This is a genomic window from Dietzia sp. MNB45 (assembly GCF_051994785.1).
Classification (GTDB): Bacteria; Actinomycetota; Actinomycetes; order Mycobacteriales; family Mycobacteriaceae; genus Dietzia; species Dietzia kunjamensis.
This window is the reverse complement of sequence record NZ_CP163397.1, coordinates 882,762-907,523: the sequence shown is the minus strand read 5'-3', so window position 1 is coordinate 907,523 and position 24,762 is coordinate 882,762. Positions and strand designations below refer to the sequence as shown.

Genomic DNA, 24,762 nt, shown 5'->3' with positions numbered 1-24,762 from the left:
CGATTCACGCCCCCCGCAGGGCGGAGATCGCTCCCGGCACTGCTGCCAGCAGATCGGAGGCCCCGATCGGCGCACCCGCCACTCCCTGGCGGTGCGCGGCCCGCCGCGCGGCCTCCCCGTGCGCCGTCGCGGCCGCGACCGCCGGCCACGCCAACGACTCCCCGGGAACGGAACCGCCCACCCCCCTGCCACCGACACCCCTGCCACCAACCCCCGTGCCACCGACACCTATGCCGCTCGCCAGCAGCGCGCCCGCCATCCCGGCCAGGACATCGCCCGAACCCGCTGTCGCGGCCCACGAGGAACCGACATCCACGGCGAACGTCGTCTCGCCGTCGTCTATCAGGGTGACCCGCCCCTTGAGCAGCACCGTCGCCCCGATCCCGCGCTCGCGCAGACCCGCGACGAAGCGGCGCAGCGCGCCGGGGCGGTCCCCGCGGTCCCATCCACCGGTGAGGCGGTCGAACTCGCCGGCATGCGGGGTGAGCAGTACGGGCGCGGTGGCGCTGCGCAGCAGCACGGGGTGGGTGGCGATGCAGGTGAGGGCGTCGGCGTCGAGGACGGTGGGCCGTCCCGTCGACAGGACCGCGTCGATGTCGGCCACCGCGTCGGTCCCCGTCCCGCCGCCCGGCCCCACCACCCACGCCTGGGCGGTGCCGGCCTCGGCCACCGTCGGGTGGCACACCACCTCCGGTCGGGCCGCGAGCACCGCCCCCGCGCCGGATCCGACGTACCTCACCATCCCCGACGTCGCCGCCACGGCGGCGGACGCACACAGCACCGCTGCCCCCGGATACCGGTCGGATCCAGCGCGCACGGCCACGACGCCCTGGGTGTACTTGTCGTCGGCCGGGCCGGGCACCGGCCACGTGCGCCCCACCTCGGCGCGGGAGTGGGCGACGACAGTGTTCGGACCGGCGCTCAGATAGTCCGGCACGCGCTCCTGCATCTGCAGACGACGCGCCTGCACGGGATCCGTGGGATCGATGAGGCCGATATCCACCACCTCGACGCGGCCGCACACCGGCGAAGCCAGCAAGTGGGCCCGCCGCAGCAGCCCGAACGTCACGGTGAGGGTGGCGGGAACGTGGGCGTCGTGGACGGTGCCGGTGTCGGCGTCGACCCCGCTGGGCAGATCCACTGCCACCCACGGAACCCCGGCCGCGGCCAGGCCGTTGACGATCCGGTCGGCCGGCTGGCGCAGCGGTCCGCGTCCGCCCAGGCCCACCACGCCGTCGACGGCGACATCCGGGACCGGAAGACGAGAGCCCACCGACTCCGTGTCGTGGATCCGCCCGCCGACACGGCGCAGGGCGACCAGGCCGCGAGCGTGTGCGCGGTCCGGGTCGAGCATCACGGCGTCGACGCGACAGCCACGGGCCCGGAGCATCGCGCCGGCGTAGAGCGCGTCGCCCCCGTTGTCGCCGGCACCGACCAGCAGCTGCACCGTCCGGCCATAGAGGCCCCCGGTGCGCTCCCTCAGTAGGACGGCGGTGTGGTGGGCCACCCCGGCCGCGGCACGGCGCATCACCGCATCCGGGTCCCCGGAGGCTGCGGCGGCGGCGATGAGCGGGCGCTCGGCATCCCTGATCTGCCCGACCGGGTGAGCGCGCCTCATTGCCGTGGCCCCCGCCGTCCTACTCGACCGTGACGGACTTGGCGAGGTTCCGCGGCTTGTCCACGTCGTACCCCCGCGCGGCCGCGACCTCGGCCGCGAACGCCTGGTACGGGATGGTGGCCAGCAGCGGCTGCAGGAGAGTGGTCGACGCCGGGATCGGGATGAAGTAGTCCGACAGCGGCCGGACGACGTCGTCACCCTCCTCGGCGATCACGATGGTCCGCGCGCCGCGGGCCCTGATCTCCTGGATGTTGCTCACCAGCTTCGAGTGCAGCACCCCGCGGCCCTCGACCGGCGGCATCACGATGAAGACCGGCAGGCCCTCCTCGATGAGCGCGATGGGCCCGTGCTTGAGTTCGCCCGCCGGGAAGCCCTCGGCGTGCATGTACGCGAGCTCCTTGAGCTTGAGCGCGCCCTCGAGGGCCGTCGGGTAGCCGACGTGGCGCCCCAGGAACAGCACCGACTTGGCGCCGGCGAGCTCCCGGGCGATCCCGCGGACCGGGTCGAGGGAGTCCACGACCTTCTGGATCTCGTGCGGCATCTGCTCGAGTTGACGGAACTCGGCGGCGACCTCGTCCGGGTACTTGGTGCCGCGGGCCTGCGCGAGCGCGAGGCCCACAAGGTAGTTGGCGGTGATCTGCGCCAGGTACGCCTTCGTCGACGCCACACCGATCTCGGGACCGGCGTGCGTGTACAGGACGGCGTCGGCCTCGCGCGGGATCTGCGAGCCGTTGGTGTTGCACACGGCCAGGACGCGCGCCTTCTGGGACTTGGCGTGGCGGACCGCCTCGAGGGTGTCCGCGGTCTCGCCGGACTGGGAGATGGCCACCACCAGCGTGGAACGGTCCAGGACCGGGTCGCGATAACGGAACTCCGAGGCGATCTCGACCTCGCATGGCAGGCGCGTCCAGTGCTCGATCGCGTACTTGGCGACCATGCCGGAGTGATAGGCGCTGCCGCAGGCGACGATGAACACCTTGTCGATGTCCCTCAGGTCCTGGTCGGTCATCCGCTGCTCGTCCAACACGATGCGGCCGTTCTGGAAATGGCCCAGCAGCGTGTCGGCGACCGCCTGCGGCTGCTCGGCGATCTCCTTGAGCATGAAGTAGTCGTAACCGCCCTTCTCGGCGGCGGCGAGATCCCAGTCGATGTGGAAGGGGCGCCCCTCGCTGGGCTCACCGGCGAAGTCGGTGATCTCGTAGGAGTCGGCCCGCAACACCACGACGTTGTCCTGGCCGAGCTCGACCGCCTCGCGGGTGTGCTCGATGAACGCCGCGACGTCGGAACCGAGGAACATCTCGCCTTCGCCGACGCCCAGCACCAGCGGGGTCGAGCGCCGCGCGGCCACCAGGACGTCCGGGTGGGCCGCGTGACTGAAGACAAGGGTGAACGCGCCCTCGAGGCGGCGGAGCACGGTGCGGCACGCGGCGACGAAGTCACCGCCGCTGCGGCCCGACTCCATCTCGCACCGCACCAGGTGGGCGGCCACCTCCGAGTCGGTGTCGGACTCCAGATCGACCCCGGCGGCCTCGAGCTCCGCGCGCAGCGGGGCGAAGTTCTCGATGATGCCGTTGTGCACGATCGCGACGTCGCCCGAGACGTGCGGGTGGGCGTTCCGGTCGCTCGGGCGACCGTGGGTGGCCCAGCGGGTGTGGCCGATGCCGGTGGTACCCGGGAACCCGCCCCCGCCCGCCGCCGTGAGCTCCGCCTCGAGGTTGGCGAGCTTGCCCTCCTTCTTCTCGACCCGGGAGGTGCCCGCGCCGTCGAGGACGGCGACACCAGCCGAGTCGTAGCCGCGGTACTCCATCCGCCGCAGGGCCTCGACGACGACAGGGAGGGCGGGCCTGTGCCCGACATATCCGACGATTCCGCACATGGCCGCTAAGTGTAGCCACGCAGTCCGGGGACCCTCGCCCCTTCGTCGCCCCCGAGGCGATACTGTGGCCATCGTGGCCAAGAAGACGAAGGAACTGCTCGCCCGGGTGTCCCGACGCGGCCCCTACGGTGTCGACAGGGGCGACCTCGGTTTCACCGGGACGCCGGGGGTCGTGTTCGTCCCCCGCGGCGCTCCGTCGCCGGCCCCGCTCGTGGGTTGGGCCCACGACTGGACCAGGGGGCCCGAGGCTTACGTCGACACCCTCAAGCATCTCGCGTCGTGGGGGTTCGTGGTGGTGGCGCCCGCCTCGGACCGCGGCCTGAGGCCGAACCACCAGCACTACGCGGATCACCTGTCCGCCGCGCTGGAGGACGTCCTCCAGGCCACCCTGGGCCGTGGGGCCGTCCGGGCAGATCCACACCGGATCGCCGTGGCCGGGCACGGTCTCGGCGGTGGGGTCGCCGCGCTGCTGGCCTCCCAGCGCACCGACATCGACGGGGTGGTCATGGTCTTCCCCACCGAGACCGTGCCCTCGGCCGCCGATCGGGCGATGACCGTCGACGCCCCCGCCCTGCTGCTCTCGGGTGCGGGCGGGGTCCACTCCGAGGACGCCCGCGATCTGCAGCGCCTGTGGCGCGGCGACCTGGTACACCGACGCCTGGAGAAGGCGATCGAGACGGGTCTGGTCGAGCGCAACCCGCTTCTCGAGCGGGTCGGGTTGGCGGACCCCGACCTCCGCACCCATCGGGCCGTGCGCCCGCTGCTGGCGGGGTACCTGCTGGCCACCCTGACCGACGACGACACCTATGCCGCGTTCGCCGATCCGGAGGCGGAGTTCAAGGGCACCGTCACGGTCACCCACGAGATGCTCGACGAGGAGGCCGACGACCTGCTCGCCAGCGCCCCGCCGATGCTCAAGCTGGTCAAGTCCTTCACGGGCGGCTGATCGCCCTCCGGGGCCCGGTCGCCGGGGCCCGGCGCCGGAGAGCGCACGGGCCCGGACGGTCACACGGCGGCGACCACGCCCGCCAGGCGCTCGGCGACCTCGCCGGCCAGGTTCGCGTCCTCCGCCTCGACCATCACGCGGACGAGCTGCTCGGTGCCGGAGGGACGCAGAAGCACGCGGCCTGTGGAGCCGAGCCTGCGCTCCTCCCCCACCACGGCGTCACAGACCGCCCCGGATGCCACGACTGCGGCCTTGTCCTCGACCGGCACGTTGACGAGGACCTGCGGCAGCACGGTCATGACCCCGGCGAGCTCGGCCAGCGACTTGCCGGTCTCCGCCATGCGGGCCATGAGGCGCAACCCGGTGAGCACGCCGTCACCGGTGGTGGCGTGGGCGGGCAGCACGAGGTGCCCGGACTGTTCGCCGCCGAGGCTGTACCCACCCTCGCGCAGACGCTCGAGGACGTAGCGGTCGCCCACCTTGGTCTCGGTGATCTCGATCCCGGCCTCCCGCATGGCGACCTTGAGCCCCAGGTTGCTCATGATGGTGGCCACCAGTGTGTTGCCGACGAGTTCCCCGGAGTCGCGCATCGCCAGGGCCAGGATCGCCATGATCTGGTCGCCGTCGACAACCTCGCCGGAGGCGTCGATGGCCAGACACCGGTCCGCGTCGCCGTCGTGCGCCAGGCCCAGGTCGGCACCGTGCGCGCGCACCGCGGCGCGGACGTCGTCGAGGTGGGTGGAACCGCAGTTGTCGTTGATGTTGTAGCCGTCGGGGCTGGCGTGGATCTCGATCACCGTGGCGCCGGCCTCGCGGTAGGCACGCGGGGCCGCCGCGCTAGCGGCGCCGTTGGCGCAGTCGACGACGACGACGAGCCCGTCCAACCGGCCCGGCGTGGCATCGAGCAGGTGCCGGACATAGCCGTCCAGGGCGTCCTCCTGCGGCGCCCGCGAGATACGGCCGATCGCTGAGCCGGTCGGTCCGGTGATGGCACCGTCGGTGAGGGCGGCCTCGACACGGTCCTCCACCTCGTCGGCCAGCTTGTGGCCCCCGGCGGCGAAGAACTTGATGCCGTTGTCCGGCATCGCGTTGTGCGAGGCGGAGATCACGGCACCCAGCTCGGCCTCGTGCTGGGCCGTGAGGTGGGCGACGGCCGGGGTCGGCAACTCGCCCACGAGCAGGACATCGACGCCCTGACTCGCCAGGCCGGCGGCCAGGGCGGCCTCGAGCATCTCCCCGGAGACACGGGGGTCACGGCCGACGACGGCGACGGGCCGGGATCCGGCCCGGCGGGGCGACGGCTCGACCTCGGTCGCCAGGACCGCCGCGGCGGCCGCCCCCAGGCGCACGGCCAGGTCGACGGTGAGGGTCCGGTTGGCGAGTCCGCGGACCCCGTCGGTGCCGAACAGTCGCGTCATATCGTGTGGTCCTCCGGGGGTGGTGGTTCGCCCCGCCGCGGACGGTGGGCGTGAATGGCCGGGTCAGGATAACCCCGACCGACAGTGCAGTGGGCAAATGGATCGGAGCAGGCCCCGCATACGCAGGGGCCTGCTCCGGTGACGCGACCCGGGTGGATCAGCGCTTCGAGTACTGCGGGGCCTTACGGGCCTTCTTGAGGCCGGCCTTCTTGCGCTCGACGGCACGGGCGTCGCGCGTGAGGAAGCCCGCCTTCTTGAGCGCCGGGCGGTCGTCCGGCGAGTACTGGATGAGCGCGCGGGCGATGGCCAGACGCAGCGCGCCGGCCTGACCCGAGGGGCCGCCACCGTGGAGCAGTGCCACGATGTCGAACTGCTCGTCGCGCTCGACGAGGACCAGCGGCGACTTGACGAGCTGCTGGTGCACCTTGTTCGGGAAGTACTCCTCGAGGGTGCGGCCGTTCAGGGTGAACTGGCCGGAACCGGGGAGCAGGCGCACGCGGGCGACGGCTTCCTTGCGACGTCCGACGGCCTGGGCCGGACCGGAGGTGACGGTCGACCCCAGCTGGGCGTCGGCATCGGCGACGAAGTCGGTGCCACCGGCGTAGTCGGCCTCGCTGTAGTCCTCGGCGACCTCGGCGGCGAGGTCCGCCACCACGTCGTCGGCGACCTCGGCCTCGGGGGTGATGTTCTCGTCGGTCACTGGGCCACCTGCTTGATCTCGAAGGGCACGGGCTGCTGGGCGGCGTGCGGGTGATCGGGACCCGCGTACACCTTGAGCTTGGAGGCGACGGCACGGCCGAGCTTGTTGCTCGGCAGCATGCCCTTGACGGCCTTCTCGACGACGCGATCGGGACGGGTGTCCATGGCCTTGCCCAGGGTCTGCGACTTCAGGCCGCCCGGGAAACCGGAGTGGCGGTGCTGCACCACGCGGTCACGCTTGTTGGACGAGATCGCGACCTTGTCGGCGTTGATGATGATGACGAAGTCGCCGGTGTCGGCGTTCGGGGCGAACTGCGGCTTGTGCTTGCCACGGAGGATGTTGGCGACCTGGACGGCGAGTCGACCGAGAACCACATCAGTGGCGTCGATGACGTACCAGGCGCGCGTCACGTCCCCGGGCTTGGGGGTGTACGTGGACACAGGCGATACCTCTGTCTGTCTAGTGGGCTGCCGGCCGGGCGGGCGCCCTCCCCCTCGAACGGCGGCCGGTGGTGACCCGCGCGAGGTGGTCCACCGCCCCACCAGGGGACGACATGGACGCCGACGGTCAAGACTACCGGCCGGGACCACTCTCTCCAAGTCGGCGATCACGATCCCCTGCCCATCGGTTAGACTCTCCCCGGTTCCCGCCCTCGTAGCTCAGTGGATAGAGCACGGCTCTCCTAAAGCCGGTGTCGGAGGTTCGATTCCTCTCGGGGGCACCACCCACAGCGGCCAGCCGTCACGGCCGCCGCAGGCGCGTCATCGCCGGAGAGTCGCGGAGAACGCGCTGGTCAGCGCCAGGATCGGCAACCCGATGAACAGGTGGACGATCGCGGCCGCCAGGCCGTCGAGGAACGGCACCGTGACCAGCAGCGGCAGCGCCACGGCGGCGACGATGAGCAGCCCGACGGTCCAGGAGTAGAACTGCTGGGGGTTGGCCGTGCCGACGAGCAGCAGGTACCAGAGCAGCCCGGCGAGAAGCGCGGCGACAGCCCCGTAGACCGCGTACATCGTGGGCGTGTTCCCGCCGTTGGCCCACTGGTGCCCGAAACGCGAGAACACCGCTTCCACGATCCATGCGATCAGCCATCCGGCGATGGCCGCCACGAGGGCGGTCGCGACCACGCTGCCGGCGAACTTGCCCACATCGAGGGCGGGGCCACGGCGCTTCGCCGCGGGCGCGGCGGCGTATCCCCCGTCGGCTCCGTAGCCGTCGTCATAGGCGGGGTCGTAGGCCTGGTCGTCGCCCATCCGCGAGTAGGCACGCGAGTCGGGCTGCTGCCCCATGCGTCGGGTCTGGTCGTCCTGTCCGGGATACATCTCTACCGCCTCCGAATCGGTGTGGTGCCCACCGAGGGTAGTCCCTCCCGGCCCACGACGAGGTCCGCCCGGTCGTCCGAGGACGACCGGGCGGACCCGGCGGGGGCCCGTGGTGGTGGGCCCGCCGAGGAGACGTCAGTGAGCGATGGTCTTCTCCACACCGACACCGGTGAGGGAACGGACCTCCATCTCCACCCGCTTCTCCGGGAACTCGTCCTTCTTCCCGATGAACGTGCCGACGATACCCAGCAGGAACGCCAGCGGGATCGACACGATGCCCGGGTTCGAGAGCGGGAACAGGGAGAAGTCGACACTGGTGATCATCGACTTCTCGCCACCGGAGACCGCCGGCGAGAGCGCGATCAGCACCAGGGTGCTGATGAGCCCGCCGTACATCGAGAACAGTGCGCCGGTGGTGTTGAACCGCTTCCAGAACAGCGAGTACAGGATGGTCGGCAGGTTCGCCGATGCGGCGATCGCGAAGGCCAGGGCGACGAGGAAGGCGATGTTCTGCCCCATGGCGCCGATACCCATGACGATCGACAGGAGCCCGATCACGACGACCGTGATCCGCGAGACCCGGAGTTGCGACTTCTCGGTGGCCTTGCCGTGCTTGATCACGCCGTTGTAGATGTCGTGCGCGAACGATGCGGACGCCGTGATCGCCAACCCGGCCACCACCGCCAGGATCGTCGCGAAGGCGACCGCGGAGATGATGCCGAGGAAGATCTCACCGCCGAGGGCGAATGCGAGTAGCGGTGCCGCCGAGTTCACGCCACCGGGCGCCGCCTCGATCACCTCCGGTCCGACCATCGCCGCGGCACCGAAGCCGAGCACGAGGGTGAACAGGTAGAACCCGCCGATGAGGGCGATGGCCCAGGTGACGGACCGGCGGGCCTCCTTGGCGGTGGGGACCGTGTAGAAGCGCATGAGCACGTGGGGCAGGCCGGCGGTACCGAAGACGAGCGCGATCGACAGCGAGACGAAGTCCAGCTTGCTGGTCTCGGTGGCGCCGTACTGCAGACCGGGCTGCAACAGATCCTTGCCCGAGTTCGCGACGGCCTCACCCAGGAGCGCGGAGAAGTTGCCGCGGGCGGCCACGAGAACCATGAGGCACATGATGAGGACGCCACTGACCAGCAGGACGGCCTTGACCATCTGGACGTAGGTCGTGCCCTTCATGCCGCCGACCAGCACGTAGACGATCATCAGCAGCCCCACGGCCGCGACGACGATCGCCTGCCCCGTGGAGTCGTTGATGTTCAGCAGGAGGGCGACGAGGCCACCCGCGCCCGCCATCTGGGCGATGAGATAGAACAGGCACACCGCGAGGGTGGCCAGGGCCGCCGCCATCCGGACGGGCCGCTGGTTGAGGCGGAAGCTGAGCACGTCGGCCATGGTGAACCGGCCGGTGTTGCGCATCAGCTCGGCGACGAGCATCAGGGCGACGAGCCAGGCGACGAGGAATCCGATCGAGTAGAGGAAGCCGTCGTAGCCGTTGATCGCGATGGCGCCGGCGATGCCGAGGAAGGATGCCGCCGACAGATAGTCACCGGCGATCGCGAACCCGTTCTGCGGACCGGTGAAGCTCGACCCACCGGTGTAGAAGTCCTTCGTCGACTTCGTGGACTTGGATGCCCTCAGGACGAGCGTCATCGTGATGACGATGAAGATCCCGAACACGACCATGTTGAGTAGCGTGCTGCCTACCTGCTCACCCGGCGTGAGTTCATTGATGTTGAGTAGCCAATCCATCAGACAGCCTCACCTTCCAGCTCGAGGCGGATGGATTCCGCACGGGGGTCGATCACGCGGTTGGCGAACCGGATGTAGAGGAACGTGATGAGGAAGGTGGTCACGAACTGCCCCAGCCCGATGATCAGCCCCCAGGTGATGTTTCCGAAGACCTTCGTGGCCATGAAGTCCGTGGCGTAGACGGCGAGGATGACATAGAGGAAGTACCAGATGAGGAAGGCGACGGTCATGGGGAAGACGAACGCCCGGAACTTGCTGCGCAACTCCTGGAAGGCGGGGCTGGACTGCATCGCCGTGAACTCCGCCGTTCCTGGGGTTCGCCGCGATGCGCCCCCCGTCGGCGGATCAGTTGGTTGGGACACGGAGGTCCTCCGTTTCGGGTTCTCATCAGCGCACCCCTGTAGTGATGCGCCTCACAGATAGTGACGGAGGAAGTGTGACACGTAACACAAGTTCTCGGCGAAGACTCTCAGGCAACGCGGTCGATTCCCTGGAAACCGGAGGATGCCGCACCCCCATCCGAGGGGGCAGCTACCTCTATCCGGGGTTAAGGGAGTCAGGCGCCGGGCGCCGCTCCGCGACGGCCCACCGCGTCGGCGAACACCCGCACGATCTCGTCGGGCGTCCGCGCGACGTGGCTGCTGCCGCCGGTCACCCGGGAGATCTCCGCCAGGGTGCCCGGCGCGGCGTCGTCGAGCAGACTGATCGTCACGACGATCACCGGGCGCGACGGGGTGACCATGTCGCGTAGTCGGGCGAGGAACTCCCCTTCGTCGAGGTCCGAGGTGGCGTCGTCGGCCCCGTCGGAGATCACGATGATCGAATTGACCATGTTGGGGTCGTAGCCGGAGCGCACCTGGGCGTAGGCGTCGAGTACGGACCGGTAGAGGTCGGTTCCGCCGCCCACCAGACCGGGCAGGGCCGCCAGCGCGCCGCCGAGGGCCTCCCGGTGCGAACCGTCGGCGCCGGCCTCGTCGAGTCGTCGGAGTGGCGCGACCTCCGCGTAGGGCCTGCCATCCCGGCCGGCGGCCCCGCCGAACGCCCACAGCCCGAGAGCCGCGTCGTCGGGGAACTGCCCGAGGCCGGCGCCCGCCGTGGCGACCAGTGCCTCGATCCGGGTCCGGTCCGTACCCGGTATCCCGAATCCCATCGATCCCGAGGTGTCCACCAGGACGAGGGACCGCCCGGGCATCGCCAACACCCGCCACCGTCGGAGGACGCCGTGGAGGCGGTCGGGGTCGCGGACGACGAGCATCTCGATCTCGCCCACCCCTGACCCGTCCGCGAGGGGCGCGCGGTCCGCTTTCCGGAAACCGTCCGCCGAGAGGCCGTCGCGGTGGGCGGGCGAGGCCGTGGCGTCGCGGAGTGCTTCGGCGGCACCGGCGACCTCGGCTCGCCGGGTCGGGTCCTGGGTGGTCACCGCCAGCGGGTACCCGAGGAACACCGCCCCGGTGGCGGGAGCGGCGATCTGGAGTCCCGCGTGCGGGGCCTCACGCCGGGCGAGCACCGCCTCACGCTCCGTCACGATCGTCGCGCCGCCCCCGGAGACCACCCTGTCCAGCATCTCGCGCGATGTCGGGGGAACCTCCATGCGGCTCATCTGCCCCTGCGCCAGGATCGCCATGGACGCGCCCAGTGCGTCCGCGGTCGACCGCATGATCTCCACCTCGGACGCGGCGGCGAGGATCGGCGCGTCCGCGATCCCGGACCGGACGGGATCGCCCATCATCAGTCCCGGGGTCGCCAGGGCGGAGGTCCACGTCGACATGTCGACCGGGGTGTCGCGGGACGCGATGACCACCGGGGTGGACGCGAGCGAGTTCACCACCGTGTCGAAGGGGATCTGCACGTCCCGCGACAGTTGCGCGAGCCGCACCGCCGAGTCCGGGACCCAGATGTCGGGGAGCGCCTCACGGGAGGCGACACGCCCGGCGAGGTCAGCCGACGAGACAGGGGCGACCTCGAAGGAATAGCACCCGTCGGCATCCTCGGCCAGGGCATCCACGTGGTCGGCGATCTCGGGCTCGGCGGCGACACTGATCCGGAGGTCGTCTCCACAGAATCCACCGACACCGGCCCGGGAGAGCCCGGCGAGCACCAGTACCGCGACGAGCACGACCGCGAGGAGCGCGGCTCCCACGAGGACGACCCTGCGGGCCGTCGGATTCCCACTCTGCGGCGACGCACTGTGCCTGGCCATCGCTGGCGTTCCCCCTGGATGTCATTTACCCGGGGCCGTGCCAGACGCCCACGTCAGGCGGATCCGGGTCGGGCGCTGGAATCGTACCCGGGCCGGGGTCCACGTGGGGCCGACACGTGGGAGCCGCCGCGGCGCGCCCCACCGCTGGTGTGGCGCGTCAGCGTCCGCGGAAGACGGGGGGCCTCTTCTCGGCGCGCGCGGCCCGGGCCTCGGCCATGTCCTCACTGCCCCAGGCCCGGAGCTGGAGCTCGGTGTGCTCGTCCCGCGGGAGCAGCCGGGCGTCGTCGTCGTTGATGACGGTCTTGATGTGCCGCAGGCTCAGCGGCGCCGAGCGGGCGAGCTCCGCCGCGAGCTCCATCGCCGAATCCATGTCACCGATCTCGTTCGCCAGGCCGATCCGGGCCGCCTCCTCCGCGCCGACGGGGCGCGCGGTCATGAGGACCGAGCGGGCGTGCCCGCCGCCGACGACGTTGGCGAGCCGCTTGATCGTCCAGTTGTCGAGCGCCAGCCCCACCTTGACGACCGGGACGGCGAAGACCCCGCCCGGTGCCACAACCCGGAGATCCGCGGCCAGCGCGAGCTGCACACCGGCGCCCACGGCCGGTCCGTTGACGGCTGCGATGACCGGCACGGGAGCCGATTCGACGGCCCGGAGCATCCCGGCGTGGCAGTCGTAGAAGTTCGAGTTGTACACCCCGCCGGACAGGTCGGCCCCGGCGCAGAACGCGGTTCCCGCGCCCGTGATGACGATCGCCCGGACCGGATCCTCGGACTCGGCCTCAACCCCGGCGGCCTCGACGGCCTCCCGCAGCGCGGTACACACCTCGGCGTCCAGGGCGTTGCGGGTCTCGTGACGGTCGATGGTGACGACGACGACTGCGCCGTCCCTGCGGGTGACGATCATGGCGACGGGGCCTCCTCTGCGGGACGGGGGGTGCGGCGGCGCACCCCTGCGCCGAGGATACCGGCTGGTAGTCGCCCCCACCGTACGATGCGGTCATGGCGCGAACGGGAGCACTGCAGATCCTCGACCTGGTCCTCGATGACGGTTCGTTCCGACCGTGGGACGGCGCTCCGGTACGCCCGCCCCACGTGGACTCGGTGCCCGGGTACGAGGACTCCCTGCGGCGGGCGGCGGAGAAATCGGGAGTGGACGAGTCCGTCATCACCGGCGAAGGAACCCTGCTGGGTCGACGCGTGGTGCTCATCGCATGCGAGTTCGATTTCCTCGCCGGCTCCATCGGGATCGCCGCCGCCGAGAGGATCGTCTCGGCGATCGAACGGGCGACCGCCGAGGGCCTGCCCATCCTCGCCTCCCCCACCTCCGGTGGGACCCGGATGCAGGAGGGCACGATCGCATTCCTGCAGATGGTCAAGATCTCGGCCGCGGTGGCGGGACACAAGACCGCTGGCCTGCCCTACCTCGTCTATCTGCGGCACCCCACCACCGGCGGCGTGTTCGCGTCCTGGGGCTCACTGGGGCACGTGTCCGTCGCGGAACCCGGAGCACTCATCGGGTTCCTCGGACCCCGCGTGTACGAGGCCCTCTACGACGCCCCCTTCCCCGACGGCGTCCAGGTCTCGGAGAACCTCGCACGCCGCGGGATGATCGACGGTGTCCTCCCTCCCGAGGGCCTGCGGGACCTCACCGCGCGGGCGTTGCGGGTGCTGTGCCAGGACCCGCCCTCCGACGACGAGCCGGCCCCACCGCCCGGCCCCGTACCCGAGCCGGAGCCCGACGACGGCACCCCACCCGACGCCTGGGACGCCATCACCCGGTCCCGCCGGCACGACCGCCCGGGCGCCCGCGCCTTCCTCGACCGGGTCGCACCCACCCGCGTCCCGCTGTCGGGGACGGGGCAGGGAGAGGACAGTGGGTCCCTCCTGCTCTCCCTGGCGCGCTTCCGGGGCCAGTCCGCGGTCGTCCTGGCCCAGGACCGCGATGCGGAGAACGAGACGAGCCCGCTCGGTCCGTCCGCGTTGCGGTCGGCCCGCCGTGGGATGCGGATCGCGGCGGAGATGGGCGTTCCGCTGGTGTTGCTCATCGATACCCGGGGGGCCGCGCTGTCCCGGGAGGCGGAAGAGGGCGGCCTCGCGGGCGAGATCGCCCGGAGCCTCGCGGACCTGGTCACGCTGTCCAGCCCGACCGTCTCGGTGATACTCGGCCAGGGCACCGGCGGGGCAGCCCTCGCGCTGCTCCCGGCCGACCGGGTCCTGTGTGCACGGCACGGGTGGCTCGCACCGCTCCCGCCCGAGGGCGCCAGCGCCATCCTCCACCACGAGACCTCCCGGGCGCCGGAGGTCGCCCGATCGCAGGGGATCACCTCCGCCGACCTGCTGGGAGCCGGGATCGTGGACGTGGTGGTCCCGGAGAGGCCCGACGCCGCCGACGAACCGGAATCCTTCTGCGACCGGATGGCCGATGCCGTCGCCGCGGCCCTCCTCGAGGTCCGCAGGCGCCCCCCTGAGCGGAGGTATGCCGAGCGGATGATGAGGTATCGGGAGCTCGGCCTGCCACTAGAGTGAGTCCTGTCACAGCCCGTCGGCCCGGCCGGCGGGCACGCTCCCACCTGTGAGGGGAACTCCCGATGACGGACTCCACCGCCTCGTCCTATGCCGCCGCCCACCGGCTTTCGATCAGCGATCCCGACGCGTTCTGGCTCGACGTCGCGGCGGATATCGACTGGACCACGCCTCCGACCACGGCGGTCGACCGCTCTCGCCCGCCGTTCTACCGCTGGTTCCCGGACGGGGAGCTGAACACCTCCTACAACTGCGTGGACCGCCACGTCGAGGCGGGCCTGGGGGACCAGGCCGCGTTCATCTACGACTCCGCCGTGACCGGGGTGAAGGAGACCATCACCTACGCCCAGCTGCTGGACCGGGTCGAGGAGTTCGCCGGAGCGCTGGCCGCCGAGGGCGTCGGGCGGGGCGACAGGGTCGTCATCTACATGCCCATGGTTCCCCGCGCGGCCGTCGCGATGCTCGCGTGTGCCCGGCTCGGTGCGGTGCACTCCGTCGTCTTCGGAGGCTTCGCCGCCCCGGAATTGGCGATCCGTATCGACGACGCGCGCCCGAAGGTCATCGTGACCTCCCACGGCGGGATCGAGCCGACCCGCAAGGTGCCGTACTTCCCCATGGTGACCAAGGCCCTCGAACTCACCCGGCACACCCCCGGTGCCGTGATCGTGGCCCCGCGTCACGAGCAGTTCCCCGACGAGGCCTTCCCGGAGACGCCGGGCACCACCTGGAGCTACTGGGATGACGCCGTCGCCGCGTCCGAGCGGGCGGCCCCGGTGCCCGTCAAGGCCACCGATCCCCTGTACATCCTCTACACCTCCGGCACCACGGGCCTGCCCAAGGGCGTCGTGAGGGACAACGGTGGCCATGCGGTCGCGCTCGCGTGGTCGATGTGGAACGTCTACGGGGTCCGGCCGGGTGAGGTGTGGTGGACCGCCTCGGACGTGGGCTGGGTGGTCGGCCACTCGTACATCGTCTACGCACCGCTGTTGATCGGTGCGACGTCCATCATCTACGAGGGCAAGCCGGTCGGCACGCCGGATGCCGGGGCCTTCTGGCGGGTCATCTCCGAGCACCGTGCCACCGCGCTGTTCACCGCCCCGACCGCCGTCCGCGCCGTGCGCAAGGAGGATCCGGAGGGTGCCGAGGTCGACAAGTACGACCTGTCCTCCCTGCGCACGCTGTTCTGCGCGGGTGAGCGCCTGGACCCTGACACCTACCAGTGGGCCACCGACAAGCTCGGCACGCCGGTGGTGGACAACTGGTGGCAGACCGAGACCGGGTGGCCGATCGCGTCCAACCTGCGCGGTCTGGAGCCGATGCCGATCAAGGCGGGCTCGCCCACCGTCGCCGTGCCCGGGTACGACCTGCACGTTCTCGACGGCGAGGGCAACCCGCTGCCCGCGGGCGAGGAGGGCAATCTCGCGATCAAGCTGCCCATGGCACCGGGGACGCTGGCGGGGCTGTGGGAGGACGACGAGCGGTTCGTCTCCTCATACATGTCGGTCTTCGACGGGTACTACTCGACCGGGGACGGCGGGTACATCGACTCCGACGGCTACGTCTACGTGATGGGCCGGACCGACGACGTGATCAACGTGGCCGGCCACCGCCTGTCGACCGGGTCGATGGAGGCCGTCATCGCGACCCACCCCGCCGTGGCGGAGGCCGCCGTGATCGGGGTCAGGGACGAGCTCAAGGGTCAGCGCCCGGTCGGGTACGTGGTGCTCAAGTCCGGGCAGGTCCGCGACCCCGAGGAGTTACGCGCCGAGCTGGTGGAGATGGTGCGTGACGAGATCGGGGCGGTGGCCACGTTCCGGGACTGCACGGTCGTCCAGGGTCTGCCCAAGACCCGGTCGGGCAAGATCCTGCGCAAGACCATGCGACAGATCGCCGACGGACAACAGGACGTCGTGGTGCCCTCGACGATCGAGGACCCGGCCGTGCTGGACGCGCTGGCGCCTTTCCTGCGACCGAGGAAGTAACCCGGACCTACGCGCCGGTTCTGCACGGCTGCGCGGGCGTGCGCGTCCGCCTGGGACCAGTCCGGGCGCGTAGCCCCCGTCTATGCGGGCAGAACGGGCACACACCCCAGGCTCCCCACGGTGCGCGTCAGCCCGGACGAGGCGTGCGACGTCCGCCCCGCCATCTCCGCCCTGCCGGCCCCCCTACCGACGCCGATCGCCCCGCCCTCCGTGGGGAGGACGGGGCGATCGGGTCTCCCGGCTACGGGAGGAGGGCTCAGGCGTTGAGCAGGTCGATGACGAACACCAGGGTCTTGCCGCCGAGCGGGTGCAGCGCCGCGGAGGTGCCGTAGGCCTTGTCCGGCGGGATCACCAGCTGGCGGCGACCGCCGACCTTCATCCCCGGGATCCCCTCCTGCCAACCCTGGATGAGGCCGTTGAGCGGGAAGGTGATGGACTCGCCGCGGTCCCAGGAGGAGTCGAACTGCTCACCGGTCTCGTAGTCGACCCCCACGTAGTGGACGGTGACGTTGCCGCCGGCGACCGCCTCGGCACCGTCCCCCACCGTGATGTCCTCGGCGACGAGGTCGGTGGGCGCGGGGCCCGTCGGCATGTCGATCTCGGGCTTGTCCATGGTGTCTCCTCCTGGAGTCAGGTTCCCGGGTTCAGCGCTGGCTGATCGGGGTGAAACTCCGCTCGGCCGGGCCGGTATAGACCTGACGCGGGCGGTTGATCTTGGTGGACGGATCCTCGCGCATCTCGCGCCAGTGCGCGATCCACCCGGGCATACGGCCGAGCGCGAACAGCACGGTGAACATCTCCGTCGGGAAGCCCATCGCGCGGTAGATCAGGCCGGTGTAGAAGTCCACGTTCGGGTAGAGCTTGCGCTCGACGAAGTAGTCGTCGGCGAGCGCCGTCTCCTCGAGCTTGAGCGCGATCTCGAGCAGCGGGTCGTTGCTCTGCGACAGCAGCGCGTGCGCGTGCTTCTTGGCGATCTGCGCGCGCGGATCGTAGCTCTTGTAGACGCGGTGGCCGAAGCCCATCAGCTTGACGCCGTCGACCTTGTTCTTGACCCGGTCCATGTAGTCGGTGGCGTCGCCGCCCTCCGAGTCGATCCGCTCGAGCATCTCCAGCACAGCCTGGTTGGCGCCACCGTGCAGCGGACCGTACAGCGCGTTGATGCCCCCGGTGATCGAGGCGTAGAGCGGGGCCTCGGAGGAACCGACCATGCGGACGGTGGAGGTGGAGCAGTTCTGCTCGTGATCGGCGTGCAGCACGAGGAGCATGTCGAGGGCGTCGGCGACCTCGTCGGTGACCTCGTAGTCCGGGCCGAACGTCATCCGCAGGAAGTTGCGGACGTACCCGAGCGACGGGTCCGGGTCGATGGCGTCCTTGCCGCCCCGGATGCGCTCGATCGCGGCGGCCAGGGTCGGGCCGCGTCCGAGGAGTCGGGCGGTGGCCAGGTCGACGGCCTTGGGGTCGTCGATGTCCAGGTCGTCACCGTGGGTCCCGAAGAGGCTCACGCCGGCCGACAGGACGGGCATCGGGTGGGTGTCCCGGGGGAAGGCCTGCAGCAGCGGCATCATCTGGCCGGGCAGCGTCGTCTCGGCGAGCACCTTCTCGGTGAACTCGGCGAGCTGGGCCTCCGTGGGGTCCTCACCGTAGATGAGCAGGTACGAGACCTCCAGGAAGGACGCGTTGTCGGCGAGCTGGTCGATCGGGTACCCGCGGTGACGGAGGATGCCCTCGTTGCCGTCGATGTAGGTGATCGAGGAGGTGCAGGCGGAGGTGTTGACGAACCCGACGTCCAGGGTCGTCATCCCCGTCTTCGCCAGCAGGGAACCCAGCTGCACCGCGTCGCTTCCGCAGGTCGCTTCCACCACATCGAGTTCGAGCTCACCGCCGGGGTAGGACAGTGTTGCATTGCGGTCCGAACCGTTCGAGCCTGCGGTCACGCGATTCCCTCTCCGACGACTGGTCCCGGCGGCCTGAATCCCGCCACGAATGTGCTGTGCCACACCCTACCGTGAGGGCGGACCACGGTTCGAAGGGAGTTCTCAGACGCTCCCCCCACGGCCCCACAGCCTGTCTGGACGCGGGTGGTCAGGGCTGGAGCCTGCGGGCCGTCCACGTCTCCCCCGCCAGGAGGCACTCGACGCGGTCGTGGAAGCGGTCCGGACCGCCCTGCCAGAACTCGACCCGTTCGGGCACCAGCCGGAACCCGCCCCATCTGTCCGGCATGGGGATCTCGTCGACGCCCGCCAGTCGCCGCTCCGCGGTCGCGTACAGCGACTCCAGCTCCTCGACGGATTCGGCCGGTCGGGACTGCTCCGAAGCCCACGCCGAGACCTGCGACCCCCGGGGACGCGTGCGCCAGTAGTCGAGGCTGTCCGCCCGGTCGACCGGATGGCACGGACCCTCGATGTGGACCTGACGCTCGGCGACTAACCACGGGAAGGTCACCGACGCGTACCCGGTCTCCGCCAACTGCGTGCCCTTGCGGGACGTCGTCGTCGTGAAGAACGTCACCCCCCGCTCGTCGGCGCCCTTGCACAGCACCGTCCTGGTCGAGGGCCGGCCGTCGGCACCGACGGTGCCGAGCACCATCGCGTTGGGCTCACGGACACCTCGGCGCCCCGCCTCCTCCAACCACGCGGTGAACAGCGGCAGCCACCCGTCGTCCAGGTCGGCGACGTCCAAGCGCGGATGCAGGCCGTACCCGACCCGCATCACGTCGAAATCGGCCGGTTCCAGGGCGGGTTCCTCCATGACCCAGACGGTACTCCGGGCCACGGACGGGCCGGACTACGATGGACCACGTCCCACACCCCGACCGAACGGCACCCCAAGAGCATGAGCGATCAGCTGCCCACCATCCCCGCCGACCTCAAGCCCGCCGACGGCCGCTTCGGCTGCGGCCCGTCCAAGGTCCGTCCCGAGCAGATCGCGGCCGTGTCCGACGCCGCCACCACCGTGATGGGCACCAGTCACCGGCAGGCCCCGGTCAAGGATGTCGTGGGCCGCGTGCGCGACGGCCTGTCCTCGTTGTTCTCCCTGCCCGACGGCTACGAGGTCGTGCTGGGCAACGGCGGCACCACCGCGTTCTGGGACGCCGCCGCCTTCGGACTGGTCCGCGAGAAGTCGCTTCACCTGACCTACGGTGAGTTCTCCTCCAAGTTCGCCAAGGTCACCGGCGGTGCGCCGTTCCTGGCCGACCCGATCGTCATCTCCGCCGAGCCCGGTTCGGCCCCCGAGCCGACCTCGGACCCGTCGGTCGACCTCATCGGCTGGGCCCACAACGAGACCTCGACCGGCGTCATGCTCCCCGTGAGCCGTCCGGCCGGCTCGGACAACGCGCTGGTGGCGATCGACGCCACCTCCGGCGCCGGCGGGCTGCCCGTCGACATCGCCGACACCGACGTCTACTACTTCGCCCCGCAGAAGTCGTTCGCCTCGGACGGTGGCCTGTGGGTGTCGATCATGAGCCCGGCCGCGCTCGCGCGGGTCGACGAGATCGCCGCCACCGACCGCTGGTGCCCGGACTTCCTGTCCCTGCCGACCGCGGTGGACAACTCGCGCAAGAACCAGACGTACAACACCCCGGCCGTGGCCACGCTGATCATGTTCGCCGAGCAGATCGAGTGGATGAACTCCCAGGGCGGTCTGGACTGGTGCGTCGCGCGCACCAAGGACTCGTCCGCGCGCCTCTACGACTGGGCCGAGGCCAGCGACTACGCCACCCCGTTCGTCACCGAGGCGGCCCACCGCTCGCAGGTCGTGGGCACCATCGACCTCGACGAGAACATCGACGCCGCGAAGGTCGCCAAGACGCTGCGCGCCAACGGCATCCTCGACACCGAGCCGTACCGCAAGCTGGGCCGCAACCAGTTGCGCATCGGCATGTTCCCGGCGATCGAGCCGGAGGACGTCACGCAGCTGACCCGCTGCATCGACCACGTGGTCGGCCAGCTCGCCTGATCGGCGTCCTCCGGGGCCACCCGCGCAGCATCGTCTGCAGTTTTCCGCAGCCCACCCGGCCCGTCCGCGCGCCGGGTGGGCTGTGCTGACCTACCATGTGGATCAACGCCCAGGACCCGGGTGCGCGCCACTCGACCCCTCGAGCCGCCCACGGGACCGCGAGGAGTCGAGGAGGCGGCATGCGGAAGCTGAGGATCGTCGGTGTGGACACCGAGTCGTCGGTCGTCGAATGCGAGGTCGCGGACTCCGGCGAGAAGCTCTCCCTCCCACTCGATGATCGTCTGCGGGCGGCCGCCCGTGGTGAGTTCGTGCCCGGTGGTGGGTCCGGTCGGGCTCCTGTGACCGGTACGCTGCGCCCCCGCGAGATCCAGGACCGCATCCGGCACGGCGCCTCCCCGGAGGAGGTCGCCGCCGACGCCGGCGTGTCACTGTCGCGGATCCAGGGGTTCGCCGTGCCGGTGTTGTTGGAACGCGCCAACGCCGCCGAAATGGCCAAGGGCGCCCATCCGGTGCTGCCGGACGGCCCGGCCCTCAACACGCTCGCCGACCGGGTGGGTGCCGCCCTCGACCGCCGTGGCGTGGACCCGGACCTGGTCGTCTGGGACGCCTGGCGTGACCGGTCCGGTGGGTGGGTCGTCCGTACCTCCTGGCCGGCGGGCCTGTCCGACGACGCCAGTGCGACGTGGTCGTTCGTCCCCGACTCGCACGGCGGTTCGGCCCGGGCCCTCGACGACGAGGCGGAGAACATCCTCGACCCCTCGCGCGCGACGGCGCTGCGCTCGGTCTCGTCTCCTCCCCCGCTGCCGCCGGGCCCGCCGCCGATCCGCGCGGTTCCCGCGCCGTCCGCCGCGCCGGCCACCCCAGCCGGATCGTCCACCCCAGCAGCATCCGCCCCTCCCGCGGGGACGGGACCGGGGGCGTCCGGGCGGTCGGAGTCGACGTCCGGCGACTCCCGCCCCACGGGGGAACGACGCGGGAACGACAACGACGGCGACGACGACAACAACGACTTCCTGCAGCCCACGCCCACCGAACCCGAACGACGCCCCTCGCGCCGTCACCCCACGATGCCCTCGTGGGAGGACGTCCTGCTCGGGGTCCGCGGTAAGGACGACTGAGTCCGGTCATGGGACACCACGTCGCGACGTTCTGGTATCTGGCCACGGACGATCCCGCCGCACCGATCCGGGCGGGACAGCCGTCCGACCCCGGTTTCGCGCGCCGCCTGCTGTCGCGGCTGTTCCCCACCGTCACGGTGGCGTCCCTGGGCGCGTTCCCGCTCAACCGCTCGGCCTCGGCCGGACCGGGTGAGATCTACGTGGGCTCGTTCCCGGGACTCACCGTCGTCCAGACCCCGGTGGAGGGGCCCATCGCGCCGTCCGCCACCCCGGAGATGTGGCTGAAACTGGTCGAGGCGCCCACCATCCTGCTGTTCGCCCAGGATGCGGAGGACGGGGTGAGCGGATTCGCCCGGTGGGAGTCGGGTCGGCTCGTGCGGGCGTTCGCCGGGGCCGACGACCGGATCGTCGAGGACGAGGGCATGCCCCTGCCGTTCGAGAGGCCCTACTGGGCCGGCGAGTTCCCGCTCGACACGGCGACCGACAACCCCCTGGCATTGCCGTTCTCGCCGTCGTCACTCCTCCACGCCGCCCACCGCGACTGGCTCGGCTTCGACCTGGAGCCGGGGGGTCTCGACGTGCCGGTCCACGGGTTCGCCACCGACGGTCGCCGCGAGGTACGCCAGCACACCCCGCTCTCCGGGCCGGCACTGCATGTCGTGGGGATGCCGGGCCGCGCCGAGCTCCACGCGGCCGCGAGGCGTGCCGCCGGCGTCGGGTCCGACACGGACGCCGATGGCGACAGCGCCGCCGGCGGGCCCTCCCCCTACGCCGACGACGACTACGAGCGGCTCCCCTCCGGATCCCGCGGGCCGGGCGGGGGTGCGCGCGGCGGCCGGATACGGAGCATCGCCGGCCTCGTCGGTGACGCCGTGCGCCGGGGCGCGGACTCGGTGTCCCGCCGCCGTCGCGACGGCGGATCCCGCTAGCGGGTCGACGCGGCCCGTCGCGAGCGGGTCAGTCCCGGCGGGACCGCTCGTAGAACGCGACCGCCGCGGCGGTGGCGACGTTGAGCGAATCCGTGCCGTCGGTCATGGGGATCGCGGCCCGCACATCGCAGGCACGCATCGCGTGCTCGGTGAGCCCCGGGCCCTCCGCGCCGAGCACGAACGCCACCCTGTCGGCGTCGACGGCCCGGGACAGCGGGGTGTCGGCGGACGGCGTCAGGGCGACGGTCCGGAAGCCCCGCTCCCGCAGGTCCTCGAGCGAACGCTGCCAGGTGGTGGGCGTGCCGGGCAGGTGGGCGAACGGCAGGCGGAGCACGTGTCCCATCGACACCCGCACGACCCGCCGGTAGAGCGGGTCCCCGGCGGCCGCCCCGAACAGCACGCCGTCGACCCCGAGGGCAGCGCAGTTGCGGAAGATCGCGCCGAGGTTCTCGGGGTCGTTGACGCCCTCGAGCACGACGAGCGTCCGCGCGCCGTCCAGCACCTCCTCGACCGGCAGTGGTGCGGGCCGGTCCGCGGCGGCGAGGATGTCGCGGCTGGACCGGAAGCCGATCACCTCGCTGAGGACGTCCTTGGTGGTGCGCAGGTACACCGCGTCGCCCGCGCGCTCGTCGGCGTCCCACCCCTCGGCGGCGGCCTCCCTGCGCAACTGGTGCAACCGCGCGTCGGTACCCAGGAGGACGTGTGGCCGGAAGCGCGAGAGCAGCATGCGGCCCACGACGTACGTGCCCTCGGCGATCACCAGTCCCCGCCCGCCGGGCAGGTCGGGCCGCCGGTCGGAGTTGTTGAGGTCGCGGAGGTCGTCCAGCCTGGGGTCGGCGGGGTCGGAGACGTCGACGACGTGCACGGTTCGGTCGCTCCTCCCGCCGGCCGGTCAGGCCAGCGCGTCGGTGATGGGACCGATCGCGAAGTACACGACGAACGCGACCGCGACGATCCAGAGGATCGGATGCACGGTGCGGCCCTTGCCGGTGGCCGTTGCCATGACGACCCAGGCGATGAAACCGATCCCGATGCCGTTGGCGATGGAGTACGTGAACGGCATCGCCACGATCGTGAGGAACGCCGGTAGCGCGACCGCGAAGTTGGTCAGGTCGATCGCCTTGATCTGCGAGATCATCAGCGCACCCACGATCACCAGCGCGGGCGCGGCGGCCTCGACCGGGACGACCTCGTACAGCGGGGTGAAGAACATCGCCAGCAGGAACAACCCGCCCGTGACGACGTTCGCCAGGCCCGTCCGGGCTCCCTCGGCGATGCCGGAGGCGGACTCGAGGAACACCGTGTTCGACGACGACGAGGTCAGACCGCCGGCGACGGCACCGAATCCCTCGACGACCAGCGCGGCCTTCATGTTGGGCAGGTTGCCCTTGTCGTCCATGAGCTCGGCTTCCTTGCCGAGGCCGGTGAAGGTGCCCATGGCGTCGAAGAAGTTGGCGAGCAGCAGGGTGAAGACGAACAGTCCCGCGGCCAGCGGCCCGATGCGGACGAACGCGCCGATGAGGTCCACCTGGCCGATCAGCGACAGGTTCGGGATGCCCCCGAGAGAATCGGGGATGCCGGGGACCGCGAGGCCCCAGCCGGTCGGATTGGGCTCACCGTCGACGAAGGACGGGCCCGCGTCCGCGAGGGCCTCGACGATCACCGCGAAGACCGCGGTGACGACGATGCCGATGAACAGGCCGCCGCGGATCTGGCGTGCGACGAGGATTCCGCAGAGCAGGAGACCGACGACGAAGACGAAGGTGGGCCACGAGGCGATCGACCCGTTGATGCCGAGCCCCACCGGGACGGTGGTGCCGGCCGCGTCCGGGAGGCGGCGGACGAAACCGGAGTCGACGACACCGACCATCGCGATGAACAGGCCGATGCCGACGGCGATGGCCGCCTTGAGCTCGCCGGGCACCGCGTTGAACACGGCGGTGCGGAACCCGGTGACGGCGAGGATCACGATGATGATGCCCTCGATGACCACCAGGCCCATGGCCTCGGCCCAGGTCACCTGCTGCGCGATGGTGACGGCGACGAGCGAGTTGATCCCCAGGCCCGTGGCGAATGCGAAGGGGTACCGCGCGATCGCACCGAACGCGATGGTCATCACGCCCGCCGTGAAGGCGGTGACCGCGGCGATCTCGACGATCGACAGCTGGTTGCCCTCGACGTCGGTGCCCGAGCCGAGGATCAGCGGGTTGAGGATGATGATGTAGGCCATCGCGAAGAAGCTGACGAGCCCGCCGCGGACCTCGCGGGACACCGTCGAGCCGCGCTCGCTGATCTTGAAGTAGCGATCGAGCGCCCCGACCTTGGTGGGGGGCTGCGACGGGGCCCCGGTGCTCTGCGACATCTGGTGACCTTCCTGAGCTGTGGGTGAGGAACCGTCATAGAGTAACCGCCCCGCCG

At 71.0% G+C, this 24,762-nt stretch carries 21 protein-coding genes and 1 tRNA gene; 7 read left to right on the top strand and 15 right to left on the bottom strand.

Annotated elements, in window-relative coordinates; translation table 11 throughout:
• Positions 1-4: 4 nt before the first annotated feature.
• Positions 5-1,618: a bifunctional ADP-dependent NAD(P)H-hydrate dehydratase/NAD(P)H-hydrate epimerase gene (locus AB5G72_RS04385; RefSeq protein WP_440221083.1), complete on the bottom strand. Its 1,614-nt coding sequence runs from the start codon at positions 1,616-1,618 to the stop codon at positions 5-7.
• 19 nt (positions 1,619-1,637) lie between these two features.
• The gene (gene glmS, locus AB5G72_RS04380) at positions 1,638-3,494 is read right to left on the bottom strand and encodes a glutamine--fructose-6-phosphate transaminase (isomerizing) (protein ID WP_069389716.1); all 1,857 of its coding nucleotides are present in this window, start codon (positions 3,492-3,494) and stop codon (positions 1,638-1,640) included.
• A gap of 73 nt (positions 3,495-3,567) precedes the next feature.
• Between glmS and AB5G72_RS04375 the strand changes: the two genes are divergently transcribed.
• Complete coding sequence (locus tag AB5G72_RS04375) at positions 3,568-4,440, top strand: dienelactone hydrolase family protein (protein ID WP_440221082.1); 873 nt, start codon at positions 3,568-3,570, stop codon at positions 4,438-4,440.
• Positions 4,441-4,499: 59 nt separating this feature from the next.
• Here the strand turns inward: AB5G72_RS04375 and glmM are convergent, their stop codons facing one another.
• The 3 genes from glmM to rplM all read right to left on the bottom strand — a co-directional run bounded on the left by glmM (position 4,500) and on the right by rplM (position 6,998).
• The gene (gene glmM, locus AB5G72_RS04370) at positions 4,500-5,858 is read right to left on the bottom strand and encodes a phosphoglucosamine mutase (protein WP_132063552.1); all 1,359 of its coding nucleotides are present in this window, start codon (positions 5,856-5,858) and stop codon (positions 4,500-4,502) included.
• A 157-nt stretch (positions 5,859-6,015) separates the two neighbouring features.
• On the bottom strand, positions 6,016-6,558 hold the full coding sequence (rpsI, locus tag AB5G72_RS04365; protein WP_069389715.1) for a 30S ribosomal protein S9: 543 nt from the start codon (positions 6,556-6,558) through the stop codon (positions 6,016-6,018).
• Positions 6,555-6,998 (bottom strand): 50S ribosomal protein L13, encoded by a 444-nt coding sequence (gene rplM, locus AB5G72_RS04360; RefSeq protein ID WP_007627425.1) that lies wholly within the window; start codon positions 6,996-6,998, stop codon positions 6,555-6,557. Before rplM ends, rpsI begins: the two co-directional genes overlap by 4 nt.
• Positions 6,999-7,206: 208 nt before the next feature.
• On the opposite strand from rplM, the gene AB5G72_RS04355 reads away from it, so the two are divergent.
• A tRNA-Arg gene (locus AB5G72_RS04355) sits at positions 7,207-7,282 on the top strand.
• Positions 7,283-7,319: 37 nt separating this feature from the next.
• Here the strand turns inward: AB5G72_RS04355 and AB5G72_RS04350 are convergent.
• The 5 genes from AB5G72_RS04350 to AB5G72_RS04330 form a co-directional block, all read right to left on the bottom strand.
• Complete coding sequence (locus AB5G72_RS04350; RefSeq protein WP_440221081.1) at positions 7,320-7,880, bottom strand: hypothetical protein; 561 nt, start codon at positions 7,878-7,880, stop codon at positions 7,320-7,322.
• A 135-nt stretch (positions 7,881-8,015) separates the two neighbouring features.
• Positions 8,016-9,635, bottom strand: coding sequence for a solute symporter family protein (locus AB5G72_RS04345; RefSeq protein WP_067712638.1), 1,620 nt, complete (start codon positions 9,633-9,635; stop codon positions 8,016-8,018).
• A complete protein-coding gene (locus AB5G72_RS04340) occupies positions 9,635-9,925 on the bottom strand; it encodes a DUF485 domain-containing protein (protein ID WP_067712641.1) in 291 nt (96 codons plus the stop codon). Before AB5G72_RS04340 ends, AB5G72_RS04345 begins: the two co-directional genes overlap by 1 nt.
• A 266-nt stretch (positions 9,926-10,191) precedes the next feature.
• Positions 10,192-11,775, bottom strand: a complete 1,584-nt coding sequence (locus AB5G72_RS04335) for a substrate-binding domain-containing protein (RefSeq protein WP_317471258.1) — start codon at positions 11,773-11,775, stop codon at positions 10,192-10,194.
• A 217-nt stretch (positions 11,776-11,992) separates the two neighbouring features.
• Positions 11,993-12,739, bottom strand: coding sequence for an enoyl-CoA hydratase (locus tag AB5G72_RS04330; RefSeq protein ID WP_317471256.1), 747 nt, complete (start codon positions 12,737-12,739; stop codon positions 11,993-11,995).
• Positions 12,740-12,834: 95 nt separating this feature from the next.
• Between AB5G72_RS04330 and AB5G72_RS04325 the strand changes: the two genes are divergently transcribed.
• Positions 12,835-14,361 (top strand): carboxyl transferase domain-containing protein, encoded by a 1,527-nt coding sequence (locus AB5G72_RS04325; protein WP_069389711.1) that lies wholly within the window; start codon positions 12,835-12,837, stop codon positions 14,359-14,361.
• A gap of 62 nt (positions 14,362-14,423) precedes the next feature.
• The gene (locus AB5G72_RS04320) at positions 14,424-16,340 is read left to right on the top strand and encodes an acetate--CoA ligase (protein WP_440221080.1); all 1,917 of its coding nucleotides are present in this window, start codon (positions 14,424-14,426) and stop codon (positions 16,338-16,340) included.
• Positions 16,341-16,596: 256 nt separating this feature from the next.
• Here AB5G72_RS04320 and AB5G72_RS04315 read toward each other — a convergent pair whose 3' ends face one another.
• The 3 genes from AB5G72_RS04315 to pdxH form a co-directional block, all read right to left on the bottom strand.
• Positions 16,597-16,953: an FKBP-type peptidyl-prolyl cis-trans isomerase gene (locus AB5G72_RS04315; protein WP_067712656.1), complete on the bottom strand. Its 357-nt coding sequence runs from the start codon at positions 16,951-16,953 to the stop codon at positions 16,597-16,599.
• Between the two features lie 31 nt (positions 16,954-16,984).
• Positions 16,985-18,274, bottom strand: coding sequence for a citrate synthase (locus tag AB5G72_RS04310; RefSeq protein ID WP_096905937.1), 1,290 nt, complete (start codon positions 18,272-18,274; stop codon positions 16,985-16,987).
• Positions 18,275-18,422: 148 nt separating this feature from the next.
• Complete coding sequence (pdxH, locus tag AB5G72_RS04305) at positions 18,423-19,088, bottom strand: pyridoxamine 5'-phosphate oxidase (protein WP_082923705.1); 666 nt, start codon at positions 19,086-19,088, stop codon at positions 18,423-18,425.
• An 84-nt stretch (positions 19,089-19,172) separates the two neighbouring features.
• Between pdxH and serC the strand changes: the two genes are divergently transcribed.
• The 3 genes from serC to AB5G72_RS04290 all read left to right on the top strand — a co-directional run bounded on the left by serC (position 19,173) and on the right by AB5G72_RS04290 (position 22,344).
• Entirely contained in the window at positions 19,173-20,297 is a 1,125-nt protein-coding gene (gene serC, locus AB5G72_RS04300; protein WP_440221079.1) for a phosphoserine transaminase, read from the top strand.
• Positions 20,298-20,476: 179 nt separating this feature from the next.
• On the top strand, positions 20,477-21,415 hold the full coding sequence (gene sepH, locus AB5G72_RS04295) for a septation protein SepH (protein WP_440221078.1): 939 nt from the start codon (positions 20,477-20,479) through the stop codon (positions 21,413-21,415).
• Positions 21,416-21,423: 8 nt separating this feature from the next.
• Complete coding sequence (locus tag AB5G72_RS04290) at positions 21,424-22,344, top strand: DUF6928 family protein (RefSeq protein ID WP_363425682.1); 921 nt, start codon at positions 21,424-21,426, stop codon at positions 22,342-22,344.
• Positions 22,345-22,372: 28 nt separating this feature from the next.
• On the opposite strand, the gene AB5G72_RS04285 is transcribed toward AB5G72_RS04290, so the two are convergent.
• On the bottom strand, positions 22,373-23,209 hold the full coding sequence (locus AB5G72_RS04285) for a TrmH family RNA methyltransferase (protein WP_067712671.1): 837 nt from the start codon (positions 23,207-23,209) through the stop codon (positions 22,373-22,375).
• Between the two features lie 27 nt (positions 23,210-23,236).
• A complete protein-coding gene (locus tag AB5G72_RS04280) occupies positions 23,237-24,706 on the bottom strand; it encodes an NCS2 family permease (RefSeq protein ID WP_067712674.1) in 1,470 nt (489 codons plus the stop codon).
• Positions 24,707-24,762 lie beyond the last annotated feature (56 nt).

Bases quoted from the DNA above. Each gene is read 5' to 3' on its own strand.
- sepH (WP_440221078.1), top strand. From the start codon at position 20,477: ATGCGGAAGCTGAGGATCGTCGGTGTGGACACCGAGTCGTCGGTCGTC.
- AB5G72_RS04385 (WP_440221083.1), bottom strand. From the start codon at position 1,618: ATGAGGCGCGCTCACCCGGTCGGGCAGATCAGGGATGCCGAGCGCCCG.
- AB5G72_RS04325 (WP_069389711.1), top strand. From the start codon at position 12,835: ATGGCGCGAACGGGAGCACTGCAGATCCTCGACCTGGTCCTCGATGAC.
- glmS (WP_069389716.1), bottom strand. From the start codon at position 3,494: ATGTGCGGAATCGTCGGATATGTCGGGCACAGGCCCGCCCTCCCTGTC.
- AB5G72_RS04280 (WP_067712674.1), bottom strand. From the start codon at position 24,706: ATGTCGCAGAGCACCGGGGCCCCGTCGCAGCCCCCCACCAAGGTCGGG.
- glmM (WP_132063552.1), bottom strand. From the start codon at position 5,858: ATGACGCGACTGTTCGGCACCGACGGGGTCCGCGGACTCGCCAACCGG.
- AB5G72_RS04340 (WP_067712641.1), bottom strand. From the start codon at position 9,925: ATGCAGTCCAGCCCCGCCTTCCAGGAGTTGCGCAGCAAGTTCCGGGCG.
- AB5G72_RS04330 (WP_317471256.1), bottom strand. From the start codon at position 12,739: ATGATCGTCACCCGCAGGGACGGCGCAGTCGTCGTCGTCACCATCGAC.
- AB5G72_RS04320 (WP_440221080.1), top strand. From the start codon at position 14,424: ATGACGGACTCCACCGCCTCGTCCTATGCCGCCGCCCACCGGCTTTCG.
- AB5G72_RS04290 (WP_363425682.1), top strand. From the start codon at position 21,424: ATGGGACACCACGTCGCGACGTTCTGGTATCTGGCCACGGACGATCCC.
- AB5G72_RS04345 (WP_067712638.1), bottom strand. From the start codon at position 9,635: ATGGATTGGCTACTCAACATCAATGAACTCACGCCGGGTGAGCAGGTA.
- AB5G72_RS04350 (WP_440221081.1), bottom strand. From the start codon at position 7,880: ATGTATCCCGGACAGGACGACCAGACCCGACGCATGGGGCAGCAGCCC.
- pdxH (WP_082923705.1), bottom strand. From the start codon at position 19,088: ATGGAGGAACCCGCCCTGGAACCGGCCGATTTCGACGTGATGCGGGTC.
- AB5G72_RS04315 (WP_067712656.1), bottom strand. From the start codon at position 16,953: ATGGACAAGCCCGAGATCGACATGCCGACGGGCCCCGCGCCCACCGAC.
- serC (WP_440221079.1), top strand. From the start codon at position 19,173: ATGAGCGATCAGCTGCCCACCATCCCCGCCGACCTCAAGCCCGCCGAC.